The 15,844-nt window shown below is 53.6% G+C and carries 14 protein-coding genes; 6 read left to right on the top strand and 8 right to left on the bottom strand.

Annotation, left to right across the window (positions count from 1 at the left end; all coding sequences use genetic code 11):
• Positions 1 to 105: 105 nt before the first annotated feature.
• On the top strand, positions 106 to 2,076 hold the full coding sequence (gene acs / locus H7F11_RS11110; RefSeq protein ID WP_193649329.1) for an acetate--CoA ligase: 1,971 nt from the start codon (positions 106 to 108) through the stop codon (positions 2,074 to 2,076).
• Between the two features lie 75 nt (positions 2,077 to 2,151).
• Here acs and clpB read toward each other — a convergent pair whose 3' ends face one another.
• From clpB to xseB, 7 genes are read right to left on the bottom strand one after another with little or no spacing between them, the layout of a single operon-like run.
• A complete protein-coding gene (gene clpB / locus H7F11_RS11105) occupies positions 2,152 to 4,749 on the bottom strand; it encodes an ATP-dependent chaperone ClpB (RefSeq protein WP_193649330.1) in 2,598 nt (865 codons plus the stop codon).
• Positions 4,750 to 4,789: 40 nt separating this feature from the next.
• Positions 4,790 to 5,956, bottom strand: coding sequence for an MFS transporter (locus H7F11_RS11100; protein ID WP_193649331.1), 1,167 nt, complete (start codon positions 5,954 to 5,956; stop codon positions 4,790 to 4,792).
• A gap of 3 nt (positions 5,957 to 5,959) precedes the next feature.
• A complete protein-coding gene (gene aroC, locus H7F11_RS11095; protein WP_193649332.1) occupies positions 5,960 to 7,051 on the bottom strand; it encodes a chorismate synthase in 1,092 nt (363 codons plus the stop codon).
• A gap of 3 nt (positions 7,052 to 7,054) precedes the next feature.
• The gene (gene folE2 / locus H7F11_RS11090) at positions 7,055 to 7,849 is read right to left on the bottom strand and encodes a GTP cyclohydrolase FolE2 (RefSeq protein WP_193649333.1); all 795 of its coding nucleotides are present in this window, start codon (positions 7,847 to 7,849) and stop codon (positions 7,055 to 7,057) included.
• Between the two features lie 40 nt (positions 7,850 to 7,889).
• Positions 7,890 to 9,764, bottom strand: a complete 1,875-nt coding sequence (dxs, locus tag H7F11_RS11085; RefSeq protein ID WP_193649334.1) for a 1-deoxy-D-xylulose-5-phosphate synthase — start codon at positions 9,762 to 9,764, stop codon at positions 7,890 to 7,892.
• Positions 9,761 to 10,681, bottom strand: a complete 921-nt coding sequence (locus H7F11_RS11080; RefSeq protein ID WP_193649335.1) for a farnesyl diphosphate synthase — start codon at positions 10,679 to 10,681, stop codon at positions 9,761 to 9,763. The genes dxs and H7F11_RS11080 overlap by 4 nt, the downstream gene beginning before the upstream one ends.
• Positions 10,682 to 10,684: 3 nt before the next feature.
• Positions 10,685 to 10,921, bottom strand: coding sequence for an exodeoxyribonuclease VII small subunit (gene xseB / locus H7F11_RS11075; protein ID WP_193649336.1), 237 nt, complete (start codon positions 10,919 to 10,921; stop codon positions 10,685 to 10,687).
• Positions 10,922 to 11,059: 138 nt separating this feature from the next.
• Here xseB and H7F11_RS11070 point away from each other — a divergent pair, with 138 nt between their 5' ends.
• The 4 genes from H7F11_RS11070 to H7F11_RS11055 all read left to right on the top strand — a co-directional run bounded on the left by H7F11_RS11070 (position 11,060) and on the right by H7F11_RS11055 (position 13,837).
• Entirely contained in the window at positions 11,060 to 12,280 is a 1,221-nt protein-coding gene (locus H7F11_RS11070) for an MFS transporter (RefSeq protein WP_193649337.1), read from the top strand.
• A 68-nt stretch (positions 12,281 to 12,348) separates the two neighbouring features.
• Entirely contained in the window at positions 12,349 to 13,215 is an 867-nt protein-coding gene (locus H7F11_RS11065; protein ID WP_227485438.1) for an energy transducer TonB, read from the top strand.
• A gap of 21 nt (positions 13,216 to 13,236) precedes the next feature.
• Positions 13,237 to 13,410 carry a hypothetical protein gene (locus H7F11_RS11060; RefSeq protein WP_193649338.1) on the top strand — a complete coding sequence of 58 codons (174 nt, stop codon included), beginning with the start codon at positions 13,237 to 13,239 and terminating at the stop codon, positions 13,408 to 13,410.
• Positions 13,403 to 13,837 carry a DUF3429 domain-containing protein gene (locus tag H7F11_RS11055; RefSeq protein ID WP_193649339.1) on the top strand — a complete coding sequence of 145 codons (435 nt, stop codon included), beginning with the start codon at positions 13,403 to 13,405 and terminating at the stop codon, positions 13,835 to 13,837. The genes H7F11_RS11060 and H7F11_RS11055 overlap by 8 nt, the downstream gene beginning before the upstream one ends.
• A 15-nt stretch (positions 13,838 to 13,852) precedes the next feature.
• Here H7F11_RS11055 and trxA read toward each other — a convergent pair whose 3' ends face one another.
• The gene (gene trxA, locus H7F11_RS11050; protein ID WP_193649340.1) at positions 13,853 to 14,230 is read right to left on the bottom strand and encodes a thioredoxin; all 378 of its coding nucleotides are present in this window, start codon (positions 14,228 to 14,230) and stop codon (positions 13,853 to 13,855) included.
• A gap of 130 nt (positions 14,231 to 14,360) precedes the next feature.
• Between trxA and xseA the strand changes: the two genes are divergently transcribed.
• Positions 14,361 to 15,710 carry an exodeoxyribonuclease VII large subunit gene (gene xseA, locus H7F11_RS11045; RefSeq protein WP_193649341.1) on the top strand — a complete coding sequence of 450 codons (1,350 nt, stop codon included), beginning with the start codon at positions 14,361 to 14,363 and terminating at the stop codon, positions 15,708 to 15,710.
• Positions 15,711 to 15,844: the final 134 nt, after the last annotated feature.

Below are 15,844 nucleotides of genomic sequence, written 5' to 3'. Positions count from 1 at the left end.
TTTTCAAGCTGGCCAGTAGCCGAATAGTCCAGGAACGCTTTTCTCTATGCTATGTTAAAGCATTATCTGAATATGCGGACCACACAAAAAAATTGAGAGTGATTTATGAATAATGCCATTGATTCCAGTCTGACCGAAAACCGCCTTTTCGCAGTACCCGCAGATTTTGCTGACCAGGCAAACCTGACGGCAGAAGATTTTGCAGAACTCCAGCAAAAAGCAGCACACGATCCTCAGCAATTTTGGGCTGATCTGGCGCGCCAGCATCTGGACTGGGACACGGAGTTCAAAACGGTACTGGACTCCAGCGACGCGCCGTTTTATCGCTGGTTCAGCGACGGCAAGCTCAATGTGACCCATAACTGCCTGGATCGTCATCTGCATGGGGCACAGCGCCATAAAGCGGCACTGATTTGGGAGGGGGAAGCCGGAGAAGTCCGCACCTATACTTATGCGCAGTTGCACCGGGAGGTCAGCATTTTTACCAATGCGCTCATCCATCAGGGTGTCAAAAAAGGCGATCGGGTCGCCATTTACATGCCCATGGTCCCAGAGGCCGTTGTGGCCATGCTGGCCTGCGCCCGTCTTGGTGCCATTCATACGGTAGTATTTGGCGGCTTTTCTGCCGAAGCGCTTAAAGATCGTATTGAAGATACGTCTGCCGTGATGCTTATTACCGCAGATGGGGCCTGGCGTGCTGGCAAAAAAGTCCCTCTCAAACATCACGCCGATCAGGCATTGCTGCGTGAACACGAACATTCCGTGAAACGGGTCATTGTCCTGCGCCGAACCGGTGCGGACATCGACATGCAGGAAGGGCGCGACATCTGGTGGGAGGAAGCTGTTGCCGGACAAAGCGCCGTCTGCCCCGCCCTGCCCATGGCGGCAGAAGACCCGCTGTTTATTCTCTATACCTCCGGCAGTACCGGCAAACCCAAGGGCGTGTTTCACAGCAGCGCCGGTTATTTGCTTTGGGCTATGCTGACCACCCGCTGGGCTTTTGATCTGAAACCCGAAGATGTGTACTGGTGCACGGCAGATGTCGGCTGGATTACCGGACACAGTTATGTGGTGTATGGCCCCCTCGCCAATGGCGCAACCATTTTCATGTACGAAGGTGCACCCATGTATCCCCAGCCCGACCGTTTCTGGGAAATGATCGCCCGCCATGGAATCAGCGTACTATACACGGCGCCTACGGCCGTCCGGGCTTTCATGAAAATGGGCGATGAATGGCCGGCCAGACATGATTTGTCGAGTTTGCGTCTGCTGGGTACCGTCGGCGAACCTATGAACCCTGAAGCGTGGATGTGGTATTCCCAGCAAATTGGTGCGGGACGCTGCCCCATTGTCGATACCTGGTGGCAAACTGAAACCGGTGGCCACATGATCGCGCCACTTCCCGGCGTCACCGCCAACAAACCCGGCTCCTGCGCCCTCCCCTTACCCGGCATCAGTGCCCGGATTGTGGATGACCGGGGAGATCCGGTTGACGCTCCCGACGCCGGGGGTTATCTGGTAATTGATCAACCCTGGCCGGGCATGTTACGTGGAGTCTGGGGGAATCCGGAGCGTTACATTGAAAGTTATTGGGCCAAATTCAATAACCGCTACTATGTAGCCGGTGACAGCGCCCGTAGGGATCAGGACGGTTATTTCTGGGTCATGGGCCGCATTGACGATGTGCTCAACGTTTCCGGGCATCGCCTGGGCACCGCCGAAATAGAATCAGCCCTGGTCGCCCATCCGGCAGTGGCAGAAGCTGCTGTGGTAGGGATTCCCCACGAAATCAAGGGAGAAGCTGTTTGTGCTTTTGTTATACTGAAACATCAACATCAAGGGGATGACCGGGATGAACTCGGCGCGGCATTACGGGTGCAGGTCACTGAACTGATTGGCGCCATTGCCCGGCCGGATGATATTCGTTTTACCGACGCCCTGCCCAAGACCCGCTCGGGCAAAATCATGCGCCGATTGTTACGCTCTATTGCCCGGGGCGAGGATGTAACGCAGGACATCAGCACCCTGGAAGATGCGGGCACCCTGCAGCAACTGGGGGCTCAGGACAAACGCTGAGTTCTGCGTAAGCCTGAACTCGGCGGTGGGCCGGGAAGCTTTGCAGCGACTTTGGCCCGCCGTGTTCAGAATAAATCAGTGCAGACGACGCGGGGTGAAGGTGAAATTGTCACCTTCAAGCATCACTTCAATGATTTCACCCGGACTGAAATCCCCGCGCAGTAAACGCTGGGCAAGCGGGTTTTCAATTTCCCGCTGAATGACCCGTTTCAGGGGACGGGCTCCATAAACCGGGTCATATCCCACTTCAGCAAGACGGTCCAATGCCCCCTCACTTAACAACAAATCCATATCCCGCTCTTTCAGGCGCGCCCGCAATGCGCCCATCTGAAGACTGGTGATTTCCCGCAGTTGCACGGCTGTCAGCGGATGGAAAATCACCATCTCATCAATACGATTCAGGAATTCCGGACGGAAATGATCCTGAACCACGTCCATGACGGCGACGCGCATGGCGTCATAATTGCCGCTACGGCTGAACTCCTGAATCCGGTCCGAACCAAGATTGGAAGTCATGACAATGACCGTATTCCGGAAGTCCACCGTGCGTCCCTGTCCGTCCGTCAAGCGACCATCATCGAGCACCTGCAAGAGGACATTGAACACATCGGCATGGGCTTTTTCCACCTCGTCCAGCAGAACAACAGAGTAGGGTTTACGCCGCACCGCTTCGGTCAAATAGCCGCCTTCTTCATAGCCGACATATCCGGGCGGGGCACCAATCAAGCGCGCTACCGAGTGCTTCTCCATGAATTCACTCATATCAATGCGGACCAGTAGGTCTTCACTGTCGAACAGGAATTCTGCCAATGCCTTGGTCAATTCGGTTTTACCAACCCCAGTAGGCCCAAGAAATAAAAATGAGCCATTGGGTCGGCGTGGATCAGAAAGTCCTGCACGAGAACGGCGAATGGCATTGGCAACAGCGGCCACTGCCTCGCTTTGTCCCACTACCCGCGCCTGCAGGCGTTCTTCCATTTTCAACAACTTTTCTTTTTCGCCTTCAAGCATTTTCGAAACGGGAACACCTGTCCAGCGGGCCACGACCTCGGCGATTTCTTCTTCACCGACTTCGGTACGCAGCAAAGTCAATTTTGTCTGCTTTGCGCCTTCGCCTTGAGTTTCAGCCGCTTTGATCTGGGCTTCGAGGGCAGGAATGACGCTGTATTGTAATTCTGCCATGCGTTCCAGATCATTGGCGCGACGCGCTGTATCCAGATCCACGCGCTTGCGGTCCAGTTCTTTCTGAATTTGCGAAGTGCCTTCGATGGTCAGTTTTTCACCTTTCCAGACTTCTTCCAGATCCTGATATTTTTTATCCAGATCCTTGATTTGAGACTGTAAAATATCCAGTCTCTTCAGGCTTGCTTCATCTTTTTCTTTTTCCAGTGCGACCCGCTCAATATTCAACTGGATGATTCGGCGTTCCAGTTCATCCAGTTCCTGAGGTTTGGAATCAATTTCCATTTTGATACGCGATGCTGCTTCATCCATCAGATCAATGGCTTTATCGGGAAGGTTTCGATCTGGAATATAGCGGTGCGATAACTGGGCAGCCGCCACCAATGCCGGATCGGTAATGCGTACCCCATGATGGGCCTCATAACGCTCCTTGAGGCCCCGCAAAATGGCAATACTGTCTTCGACACTGGGCTCATCTACCAGCACCCGCTGGAAGCGGCGTTCCAGCGCCGCATCTTTTTCGATGTATTTGCGATATTCATCCAGGGTAGTGGCGCCAATACAGTGCAGTTCACCGCGCGCCAACGCCGGTTTGAGCATATTGCCCGCATCCATGGAACCTTCAGCCTTACCTGCCCCTACCAGAGTATGAATTTCATCAATGAAAAGAATGATTTTCCCTTCACTTTTTTCAAGATCCGTTAAAAGGGCCTTCAGACGTTCTTCAAATTCACCCCGAAACTTGGCGCCGGCAATCAAGGCCCCCAGATCCAGGCCCAAAAGGCGCTTGTCGCGCAGGGATTCCGGTACTTCGCCATTGACCATACGCAAAGCCAGACCCTCAACAATGGCCGTTTTGCCGACGCCGGGTTCACCAATCAACACCGGATTATTCTTGCTGCGTCGCAACAATACCTGAATGGTGCGGCGGATTTCATCGTCGCGACCAATGACCGGATCCAGTTTACCCTGTCTGGCCCTTTCGGTGTAATCAGTGGTGTATTTTTCCAGCGCCTGCCGCTGTTCTTCAGCATTGGCATCGTTGATTTTTTCGCCACCATGAAGATCATGGACGGCCTGTTCAAGATCCTTGCTGGTGGCTCCTGCAGCTTTGAACAAGCGTCCGGCCTCGCCCTTGTCGTCCAGCAGGGCGAGCAGAAAATGCTCGGTAGAAATGAAGCTGTCTCCGCGTTTCTGACTGATTTTATCGGCCAGATTGAACATATTGTTCAAGTCACGACTCACCTGTACTTCGCCGGGCTGACCATGTACTTTGGGCATGCCTTCCAATGCGCGACTCAGCTGATTGCGCAGGGCATCCACCTGCACACCAGCTTTGGCAAGTACCGGACGGGCAACCCCCCCCTCCTGATCCAGAAAAGCGATCAAAAAATGAATGGGTTCAATTTGTTGATGATCCTGAGCGAGAGCAAGGCTTTGGGCATCCTGAAAGGCCTGTTGAAATTTGGTGGTCAATTTATCAGTGCGCATGGTAAAGCTCCATGGAATAAACGTTGACCATCACATGGGATCAGTTGGTCTTTTTTTCAAGGGTAGGGGATCCCCGCAATCCTTTAATCAGAAAAACACTGGCCAGCAAGGCCACCAGACCGGCCCCGGCAAAAGTCAGCTGCCCACCCCATTGGGCCCAGGACCAGCCTGCGGCAAGGGCACCCAAGCCGCCGCCCAGTCCATAAACCATACTGGCATAAAGCGCCATGCCCCGGGCCCGCAAGGCTCCGGGAAAACGCTCAGATACCCAGTGTACAGCGGCCAGATGAAAAGCTGCATAACTGGCTGCATGCAGACTCTGGACAAGCACTATCCAGAGTAAGCCCGGCCACCAGGCAATTACTCCCCAGCGCAGCGCCGTCAGAAAAAAGGAGGCGGTAAAAACCAGTGGCACACCAAAGCGATGGATAAAACGATCTCCCCACCAGAAAAAGGCTACTTCGCAAAGCACGGCAAAACCCCAGAGCATGCCAACACTACTACTGCTAAGCCCATGCGCCTCGGCATAAATCGAATAAAATGCATAATATACGCCGTGACTGGCCTGTTCGAGCAGGCCCGCCAACAAAAAAAACCAGAGCCCGGCATCCCGCAAGACCGGACTCATGCGCGGACGCAGCTGATGTGACGGATGGGTCTGGATTCCGTAAGGCAAATGGCGGCTTACCCACCAGGCAAGCACTAAAAACACCAGAATACCGGGTAAAAATGCGCGCATTCCCCAGTTGCTGATGAACACCCCCATTCCCAGGGACAGGACAATAAAGCCTAATGAACCCCACAAGCGGATGCGACCATAAGAGGCCGAGCGACGCTGCGCCCAGTCCATAGTGGCCGCATCCACCAATGGCAACGTTGCGGCCCAGAAAAAAGAAAATGCCAGGGTGATAAGCAGAATGACCAGGAAATGACCGGCGCTGAATTCCAGTGCCAGAAACCCGGCAGCGGTGAGCAGAGTCCCCAGCATCACAATCCGGCGGCTCCCCCAGAAGTGGGATAACCATCCCCAGAGATTGGGCGCCAGAACTTTACTGAATTGTACGGCAGCGGTGAGGATGCCAATAGCCAGAGGGGTTTGACCCTGAGCATGCAACCAGGGTCCCCAGTAGGGCATGAACGCACCCAAGGCGCAGAAATAAACAAAATAGAAGGCGGCCAGCCAGCCCCCTTCCCGTTCAATGCCCATTATTTATGCAGAAATAGGGGGAAGTGGAGACTGTACGTCTCCATTCTGGGCGCGCTGACGCATCCAGTGATCCATCAACGTCAAAGCCAGCATGGCTTCAACAATGGGTACCGCACGAATACCCACACAGGGGTCATGGCGACCGGTGGTTACCACTTCCTGAGGTTGGCCGTGGATATCAATACTTTGGCGAGGAATACGGATACTGGAGGTAGGTTTGATGGCCACCGAAAGCGTCAGATTCTGACCGGAAGATATTCCGCCCAGCACTCCGCCGGCATGATTACTCAGAAAACCGTCCGGGGTCAGCGCATCGCCGTGCTGACTGCCGCGCTGCTCGACTACATCAAAACCATCCCCCATGGCCACGGCCTTCACCGCGTTAATGCTCATCATAGCCTTGGCAATATCAGCTTCCAGGCGATCAAAAACAGGTTCTCCCAGTCCTGTCGGCATGCCTGTAACCCGGGCATCGACGCGGGCACCGATGGAATCACCTTCCTTGCGCAACGCATCCAGAAATTCTGCCATCTGTTCTGCAGCGCTGGCATCTGGACAAAAAAAGTCATTTTTGGAAATTTCAGCGACATCAAACGACTGGGCCTTCACAGTTCCCATCTGCGCCATCCAGGCAAGGATTTCCATGCCTAGCCGATCTTTGAGAAATTTGCGCGCGACGGCACCCGCCGCGACGCGGGTTGCAGTTTCGCGAGCCGATGAGCGCCCCCCGCCCCGATAATCCCGTAATCCGTATTTTTGCAGATACGTATAATCTGCATGACCAGGACGGAACAGATCCTTGATTTTACTGTAATCCTGGGAGCGTTGGTCGGTATTGCGAATCAGCAGGCCAATGGGTGTTCCAGTGGTGACCCCTTCGAACACACCCGAAAGTATTTCTACCTGATCCTTTTCCTGGCGCTGGGTGGTGTGGCGTGACTGCCCCGGGCGGCGCCGATCCAGATCACCTTGGATATCTTCCGGTGCCAGGGGCATTCCCGGCGGGCAACCATCAATAATACAGCCAATGGCCGGTCCATGACTTTCGCCAAAGGTGCTCACCCGGAAACACTCCCCAAAACTGCTGCCAGCCATGAATTATTTTTCCATTTCAATCATGGCGTAAGCCGAATGGTTATGAATGGATTCAAAGTTTTCCGATGACACCGAAAACCAGCGCACTCGCGGATCTTCCTGCAGACGCAGAGCCACATCCCGGACCATGTCCTCGACGAATTTGGGATGATCATAGGCATATTCCGTCACATGCTTTTCATCGGGACGCTTCAGTAAACCATACAATTCACACGAAGCTTCAGCTTCAATTAAATCAATAAGATCCCGAATCCAGATAGTCCCCTGGCTGCGGACATGCACCCAAACATGGGCACGCTGGTTGTGCGCCCCGTATTCTGAAATGCTTTTTGAACAGGGACAGAGGCTGGTTACCGGCACCATGACTCCCAAGGTTAATTGATAGCCTTTCGGGGTGATTTCGCCAATCAATTCCACCTCGTAATCCAGCATGCTTTTGACGCCGGAAACGGGTGCCGCTTTTTGCACGAAAAATGGCAGACGCATTTCGAGTCGTGCCGAATCGGCTTCGAGGCGTGTGCACATTTGCTCAACAACACCCCGAAAACCTTCGACACTGATCGGAGCTTCATGGTTATTGAGTATTTCAATGAAGCGCGACATGTGTGTGCCCTTGAGATGAGCAGGCAGACTGACATACATGTTACACAAGGCAACACTGGGTTGAACTGCTGCCTCTCTGTCCGCAATCTGCAGAGGGTGCCTGACGGCACGAATACCTACCTGCTGAATGGGAATGGCACGGGGATCTACCCTACCCTGAACATCTTCAAGAATCTCTGTAGCGCAAATCTTCACGCGCACCTCACTTTGAATAGTGGACCAATTTAGTCAGATATTACGCGTGACCCGGCTTCTGGGCAAGAGAGTCCAGCAAAGTACGGCCTGCTGCTGTGATTCCAGAAGTATCCAGCCCCAGTTCTGCAAGCCACTGATTGGCATCTCCCTGCTCAATGAACTGATCGGGAAGCCCAAGAATGCGCATGGGAACGATTTGCCCCTGGTTCAGCAGGTATTCCGCCACAGCAGAACCCGCGCCACCGGCAATCACTCCCTCCTCTACCGTGAGCAAAGCCTGATGGGTCTGGGCCAACTCCTGGAGCAACTCTTGATCTAATGGTTTGACGAAGCGCATGTTAATAACCGTCGCACCTAACACTTCTCCAGCCTGCAAAGCTGCTGCTGCCCGTGTACCAAAAGCCAATATGGCCAGTTTTTTTCCGGAGCGGAGTACTTCAGACTTGCCTAGTGGTACAGTGCGCTCCAGGTTTTTTTCCAGTTCCAGCCCTACTCCATTTCCACGAGGATAGCGAACTAACGCCGGACCGGGATAAGCAAACCCGGTATTGAGCATGTCGCGCAGTTCCTGTTCATCTTTGGGTGCCATGATCACCAGATTGGGAATGCAACGCGAATAGGCCATATCAAAGGCACCCTGATGGGTAGCCCCATCGGCGCCCACCAAACCGGCCCGATCAATAGCAAACAGTACGGGCAGATTCTGAATGGCGACATCATGCAACAATTGATCATAGGCGCGTTGCAAAAAGGTCGAATAAATGGCCACGACCGGATGCATGCCATCACAGGCCATGCCTGCAGCAAAAGTCACTGCATGTTGTTCGGCAATACCGACATCATAGTAACGTTCCGGATAAAGCTGCTCAAAACGCACCAGGCCCGAACCTTCGCGCATGGCCGGGGTAATGGCCACCAGACTGGATTCTGCCGCCCCTTTGTCACATAGCCAATCGCCAAAAATTTTGGTGTAGCTGGGCGGCCCGCCCGCCTTTTTGGCCATTTTCCCATCACTCTGATTGAAAGGGGTAACACCATGATAGCCGCAGGGATCCTGTTCAGCTGGTCCGTAGCCTTTGCCTTTTTTGGTCATTACATGCAAAAGACGTGGCCCTTTAATTTTTTTGAGGTTTTCCAGGGTAGGAATGAGGGCGTCCAGATCATGACCGTCGATGGGTCCAAAATAATTGAAGCCCATTTCCTCAAAAAGAGTTCCTGGAGTAACCAATCCCTTGACGCCTTCCTCAGCCTTTTTGGCCAGCTCGCGCAGCGGCGGCACCAGACTTAATGCCTGCCCGGCACCATCACGCACGGTATTATACAAGCGCCCGGAAAGGATGCGGGTGAGATACTGGGAAACCGCACCGACGTTGGGAGAAATGGACATTTCATTGTCATTAAGGACCACCAGCAGGTTGGCGTCCAGTACCCCCCCATTATTGAGGGCTTCATAAGCCATTCCAGCGGTCATGGCACCATCGCCGATGATGGCAACAACTTCCCGGTCGTGCTTTTCCAGTTTTGCGGCAACCGCCATTCCCAGTCCGGCGCTGATTGAGGTACTGGAATGACCAGCCCCAAAACTGTCGTAGGGACTTTCATCGCGTTTCAGAAAACCGGAAAGCCCGTCTTTCATGCGCAGTTGGCCAAAGCGGGGTCCCCGCCCGGTCAGAATTTTATGGGGGTAGGCTTGATGGCCCACGTCCCAGACCAGCCGATCATCGGGTGTGTTGAAAACCGTATGCAAGGCAACCGCCAGTTCCACCGTACCCAGACAGGACGATAAATGCCCGCCGGTCTGGCTTACGGATTCCAGAAGAAATTGGCGCAATGTCTTGGCAACACCCTTCAATTCAGTGCGGGACATTCTCCGCAATTCTTCGGGCATGGGAATACCCTTCAACAAGTCCGTCATTTATTCCGCTCTACAATAAGGCGCGCCAGTGCGCGCAGATGATCCGCCTCATGCTGCCAGGACTGCAGGGCAGCCAGAGCCTCTTCCAGAAGGCGGTGTGCGTAATTCTGGGCTTCTTTCAAGCCCAGCAAGGTCACAAAACTCGGTTTGTTACGACTGCGATCTGCGCCCTGCAGGGCTTTACCGGTTTGTTGCAGATCACCGATTTCATCAAGAATATCGTCCTGAACCTGAAAGGCCAGCCCAACCCGATCCGCATATTGTAGCAGCATGCCGCCCTGCTCCGAATTTTCTTCAACGCCTGCGGCACAAAGAGCCAGTTGAATAGCGCAACGAATCAGCATTCCGGTTTTATGCAGATGCATTTGCTCAAGAGCTGGCAAAGCCAGCTCATGGCCAACCGCCGCCAGATCAATGGCCTGACCGCCGACCATACCCCGAGAACCGGCTGCCAGGGCTAATGCCGCCAGCATGCGAACTTGCCATTGAGGATCAACGCCCCAATCCGGCTCGGACAGGGCGACAAAAGCCTGGGCCTGCAAACCATCACCCACCAAAATGGCCGTGGCTTCATCATAAGCTTTGTGGCAGGTCGGTAACCCCCGCCGCAAATCATCATTGTCCATGGCCGGGAGATCATCATGGACCAGCGAATAGGCATGAATCATTTCCAGGGCGGCAGCAGGGCGATCGAGTTTTTCCGGGGCAAGGTCCAGACACAGTCCGGTAGCATATACCAGAAGCGGCCGTATGCGCTTGCCGCCACCCAAGGTGCTGTAACGCATGGCGGCATGCAAGCGCGCCGGTAAAACATGTTCGTCGGGCAGCAGGTTTTGCAAAACTGACTCAATGCGTTGCACAGCATGCCGACGAAATAAAGCAAAATTCTGAGTGGTCTCCAGGGCTTCCAGGGTCATTGATTAATCATCCTGAGTCATTGGGGTGGTATTCTCTCCCAGCAGTATTTCCACGGTCTGACGCGCCTGAAGTAGTTGCAATTCGGCGCGCTTGGCGAGGTCCATACCCTGCTTGAACAGGGCTACCGAATCTTCAAGACCCAGCTGACCACCTTCCAGACGGCGGACCGTAGCTTCAAGGGCGTCGAGGGTGCTGGCGAAGTCTGCAGGTGTGTCTGCAGAAGAGGGTTCGTTATTCATGTCTTTTTCCATGTTTGCCAATTAAACACTAGGCCCCATCCTCGGGGCAAGCGCAAAAATTTAATTTCATACTGGACGGTCGGTTAATTGGACACTAATATTTCGACTGGTTTTCCATCCCGAAAGGCTCCTCTCTCCATGTCCATACAAAAGACAGCGCAGATAAACACCATGTTCAGGCAGGAAGGCACCCGCTTTGACGTACTTGGTGCCATCAGCGTGTCACATTTCCTCAATGATAGCATTCAATCGCTGATGTTGGCGGTGTACCCATTGTTCAAAAGCAATTTTGACTTGAGTTTTGCACAGATCGGGTTGATTACCCTGGCTTACCAGCTGACGGCCTCGATTATTCAACCGCTAGTCGGGCGTTATACGGATGGACACCCTCTGCCTTTTTCGTTGCCTATTGGAATGGTATCCACCTTTGCGGGTTTGTTGTTACTCTCCATTGCACCCAATTATCTGATACTCCTGCTTGCTGCCGCACTGGTGGGTCTGGGTTCGTCGGTGTTTCACCCCGAATCCTCGCGGGTGGCGCGGATGGCTTCGGGTGGCCGTCATGGCCTCGCCCAGTCCATTTTTCAGGTGGGGGGTAATGTGGGCACCGCCGTTGGACCGCTGTTGGCGGCATTTATTGTCATGCCCAATGGCCAGCACAGCTTGTCCTGGTTTTCCCTGGCCGCCCTGTTGGCCATTGTGATTCTGACTTTTGTGGGGCGTTGGTACCAACATCAGCATCGTCAACCCAAAAATCAAGGGAGCCAGGTTCGCGAAGCGGTACTACCGCAAAAACTGGTCAAACGCAGCATTATCATTCTGGTCGCACTGATGTTTTCCAAATTTCTTTACCTGACCAGTATCAGCAGCTATCTGATTTTTTATCTGATGCAGCGTTTTCACATTGCCACCCAGGAAGCCCAGTTGCATTTGTTTATTTTTCTGGCGGCGGTTGCCGCTGGAACCTTGATGGGTGGACCCATTGGTGACCGCATTGGTCGCAAGAAGGTCATCTGGGTTTCCCTTTTGGGAATCGCGCCTTTTACCCTGGCCCTGCCCTACGTCGGCCTAACCATGAGTGCACTATTAACAGTGGTCATTGGTTTTCTGCTGGCTTCGGCCTTTCCGGCCATGGTGGTTTACGCCCAGGAGCTGGTTCCCGGTAAGGTTGGTACCATTTCCGGATTATTTTTTGGTCTGGCTTTCGGTCTGGGTGGGGTGGGTGCTGCTGTTCTTGGTGAACTCGCGGATGTCTGGAGTATCCAGGTGGTCTACCAGATTTGTGCGTTCCTGCCGCTGCTGGGCTTGCTTGCAGCATTTCTTCCGCATATTCCAGCGCCGCCCAAAAGCGCGCATTAACCGGCTTTACTCGTGGCGGTTGATAGGACAAGCTAAGCATTGCCGCCCGCCTTGCGCGGGCATATTTCATGAGCGGCACTGCCGCGAGGTTAGGACGATTGGCCTTCGCTGAACAAAAGTTTTACTTTTTGATTCCTGATGAGAAACCCCATTGGAGTGAAAGCCTGGCTCCGTGGTTGGCTGTTTCAGCTGTTCTGGTGGCCCTCGCTCTGTTTTTGCTGATCCATGTCCAGAAGCCCAAAATGCAGGCACTGCACAACCAGACGGAAGTCAATAAAACTTTCCATGTCATGCCGTTGCCGAATAAGGCCGTGACTCCAAGTCCAGTAAAACCGCAGGTGATCCCTCATCCCCGGCCGGTGGTGAAACCACACCCGGTGAAGCCGCAGCTGCGACCGGTACCAGTACCCCGACCGGTGCCCCGCCCCGTACCACACCCCGTATTCCATCCCCATGCGCTGCCACAAAAACCGCAACCAGCTGTTTCTCAGGCACCTTCCACCCTGCAAAGCATCCAGCCCGCAGGTCCACCCCATATCAATTTGGGAAGACTGCAGGAACAAATGGACCAAGCCGCGCGTGAAGCTACCTCCAGCCCCCCTTTACCCAAATTCGAGAACCCCAAAGGACCGGTAGCCGATTTTTACATCGCCGGCTGGATTCAGAAGCTGGAACGCATTGGCGATCTCAATTATCCCGGCTCTATGGTGGGTCAGCTGAAAGTCAAAGTGGTGCTCAACCCCCAGGGAGGATTGGAACGCATCATCATGGTAGATCCTTCCGGCAACAAGGAACTTGATGCCGCGGCTGAGCGCATTATTCGACTTTCGTTTCCCTATATGCCTTTTTCCAAGCAGCTGGCAGCCCAAACCCGGAAAATTGAAATTCCGCTGAATATGCATTTCATGGGTGTGCGTCGGGTCAATGCCTGGTGATTTACTGATGAGGAGAATCCCTTGAAAAAACGAAAAGTTGGCCCGCTGTTATTCGCGCTGTTTCTGGTGCTGTGGGCAGCCGCCATGGTCGCTCTGGTCGTGATTGGTTTTACCAACATTCAACCGAAAGGTATTGGTACTGCAGCGACGGCTTCCAGTGCTTCCCCTTCAGCCAAGGACAGTCATCATGGATAGCATGCGTATGGCGAGAATACTCGGTTGGGCAGGAATCATTCCCCTTATTCTTGCCAATCTGGGATTCTGGAAAGGTTACGGTGTGGTGGCTTTAACTTTGGGTAATATGTACGCCGCTATTATTCTCAGTTTTCTTGGTGCCATTCACTGGGGCCTGGCCATGAACCGTGAACACAGCGATGACGCACCCATGTTGATGATGTGGAGTGTTATTCCGGCATTATGGGGGTTTTTTGCTTTATGGTGGTCAGCACCCGTAGCGCTGGTCCTGCTGATTTTGGGCTTTATCGCACAGTGGTTCGCCGATTATCGCATAAACAAGCGCTTGAGCTTGCCAAGCTGGTTTTTGCCGTTGCGTAGCGGCTTGACTGCGGCAGTCATAAGTCTGCTGGGATTACTGCTACTGCAGTTATACGCCGGTTTTTAGGCCGGCGTGAACGTCTCAATGACTGGTGTTTTCGCCCTGTTGACTGGCAATTTCCTCACGGACTTTATCCATATCAAGCGCGAGTGCCTGCTGGATAACTTCTTCCAGCGCGCTGGCAGGTAGCGAACCAGCCTGGGAAAAAATACCAATCTGCTGACGAAAAATGGTCAATGTGGGAATGGAACGAATCTGGAAGGAAGCACCCAGTTCCTGTTCCACATCCGTATTTACCTTGCCAAAAACAATATCCGGGTATTTTTCGGCTGCAGCCTCAAAAGTTGGGGCAAAAGCCTTGCAAGGCGCACACCAAGGAGCCCAGAAATCGACAATAACCATGTCATTTCCGGTAACCATTTGTTCAAAGTTTTCCTGGGTAAGTTCCACTACAGCCATGCTATCTCCTCTCGTAAACAGGATTGCGCAGAATCGCGCGCGGCAGACGGGACCATCCCGAATGACAGTAAAATGCTATATGCTGACCTTAAAGCGCGGGACGGATGGGGTCAAGGGATGAGGTCGAGACATGCGTATTTCTGAAGAATCTATGCCGGTGCTGTCAGTCAGTGCACTGAACAGTACGGCCCGGGAAATTATTGAAGGCAATTTTCCGCTGTTACGCGTCGAGGGTGAAATTTCCAATTTCAGTGCGCCGGGCTCTGGCCATTGGTATTTTTCTCTCAAGGACAGTCGCGCCCAGGTACGTTGCGCCATGTTTCGGCAACGAAATTCATATAGCCGGGTGCAACCACGAAACGGCCTGCAAATTCAGGTGCTGGCACAACCTACGCTCTATGAGGGTCGGGGTGAATTTCAGCTGATTATTGAGCAATTGCAGGAAGCCGGTGAAGGTGACTTGCAGGCGCGTTTTCTGGCATTAAAAGAAAAACTCGCAGCCGAAGGGCTTTTTGAAGCCCATTTAAAGCGCCCACTACCCGCATGGCCACAACGGGTGGCAGTGATCACTTCGGCGACAGGCGCAGCCTTGCAGGATATCCGGGCAACCCTGGCCAGACGCTGGCCATTGCTCGCCATAATGGTTTATCCGGTACTGGTTCAGGGGGATCAGGCTGCCGGCCAGATTGTCGAAGCCTTGGGGCGCGCCAATGCGCGCAGCACCGAAGATGTGCTGATTCTTGCCCGTGGTGGTGGCAGCACGGAAGATCTCTGGTGTTTCAATGAAGAAATGGTGGCCCGTGCCATCCGTGCCTCGCGCATTCCGGTAGTCACCGGAATTGGTCACGAAATTGACTTTACCATTGCGGACTTTGCCAGTGATCTACGAGCGGCCACTCCCACCGCCGCTGCAGAAGCGGTCAGTCCTGATCGGAGCGAGTGGCTTCCCAAAGTTCAGACTCAACATCATCAGATTGAAAAACTCATGTTCAGAAAGCTGCAGGATGAATCCCAGCGCCTCGATTTTTTGCGGATGCGCCTGCGCCATCCTGGAGAAGGTTTGGATGCGGCCCAACGACGCCTGCAACTCGCTCGTGAGAACCTGTCTCGAGCCATGACCTTGCAGCTGTCATCGCGAGCGCAGCAACTCGCCTATCTCCAGGAGCGACGAGCGCGCCAGGATCCAGGACAACGTCTGCAGATTCTGGAAAAGCAACTGCGCGAAAGCCAGAAAAATCTGGGAACCGTCATGCTCGATATTTTGCAGCGAGCGGGCCTTCGCCAGCAGCAATCTACTTCTGCACTGCGTTTGCTGGATCCTCTGGCAGTATTGCAAAGAGGCTTTGCGGTATTACGGGATGCATCCGGAAAAGTTATTTTCGACAGTCAGAACACCCATCCCGGTGAACAACTGGTAGCTACTTTAGCTAGAGGCCGCATTCATTGTGAAGTGACCCGTTCTGACCCGGAGAATCCATGAATCTAAAAACGGTGGTTGCCACGGGTTTTTTTGCTCCATTATTCCTCGCCTGTTGTTCTAGGGCTCATCCTGCTGTCAGGAGAGAACTCGCCCTACGGGCTCAAACAGCTCTCCTGACGGGCGCAGGATTTCGC

This window comes from Acidithiobacillus sp. HP-2 (genome assembly GCF_015100155.1).
Taxonomy (GTDB): domain Bacteria; phylum Pseudomonadota; class Gammaproteobacteria; order Acidithiobacillales; family Acidithiobacillaceae; genus Acidithiobacillus.
The sequence above is the reverse complement of the archived record's forward strand: the minus strand, read 5'-3'. Positions and strand labels throughout refer to the sequence as shown.

Bases quoted from the DNA above. Each gene is read 5' to 3' on its own strand.
- xseA (WP_193649341.1), top strand. From the start codon at position 14,361: ATGCGTATTTCTGAAGAATCTATGCCGGTGCTGTCAGTCAGTGCACTG.
- aroC (WP_193649332.1), bottom strand. From the start codon at position 7,051: ATGGCTGGCAGCAGTTTTGGGGAGTGTTTCCGGGTGAGCACCTTTGGC.
- H7F11_RS11070 (WP_193649337.1), top strand. From the start codon at position 11,060: ATGTCCATACAAAAGACAGCGCAGATAAACACCATGTTCAGGCAGGAA.
- clpB (WP_193649330.1), bottom strand. From the start codon at position 4,749: ATGCGCACTGATAAATTGACCACCAAATTTCAACAGGCCTTTCAGGAT.
- H7F11_RS11065 (WP_227485438.1), top strand. From the start codon at position 12,349: ATGAGCGGCACTGCCGCGAGGTTAGGACGATTGGCCTTCGCTGAACAA.
- acs (WP_193649329.1), top strand. From the start codon at position 106: ATGAATAATGCCATTGATTCCAGTCTGACCGAAAACCGCCTTTTCGCA.
- xseB (WP_193649336.1), bottom strand. From the start codon at position 10,921: ATGAATAACGAACCCTCTTCTGCAGACACACCTGCAGACTTCGCCAGC.
- trxA (WP_193649340.1), bottom strand. From the start codon at position 14,230: ATGGCTGTAGTGGAACTTACCCAGGAAAACTTTGAACAAATGGTTACC.
- H7F11_RS11080 (WP_193649335.1), bottom strand. From the start codon at position 10,681: ATGACCCTGGAAGCCCTGGAGACCACTCAGAATTTTGCTTTATTTCGT.
- H7F11_RS11100 (WP_193649331.1), bottom strand. From the start codon at position 5,956: ATGGGCATTGAACGGGAAGGGGGCTGGCTGGCCGCCTTCTATTTTGTT.
- H7F11_RS11055 (WP_193649339.1), top strand. From the start codon at position 13,403: ATGGATAGCATGCGTATGGCGAGAATACTCGGTTGGGCAGGAATCATT.
- dxs (WP_193649334.1), bottom strand. From the start codon at position 9,764: ATGACGGACTTGTTGAAGGGTATTCCCATGCCCGAAGAATTGCGGAGA.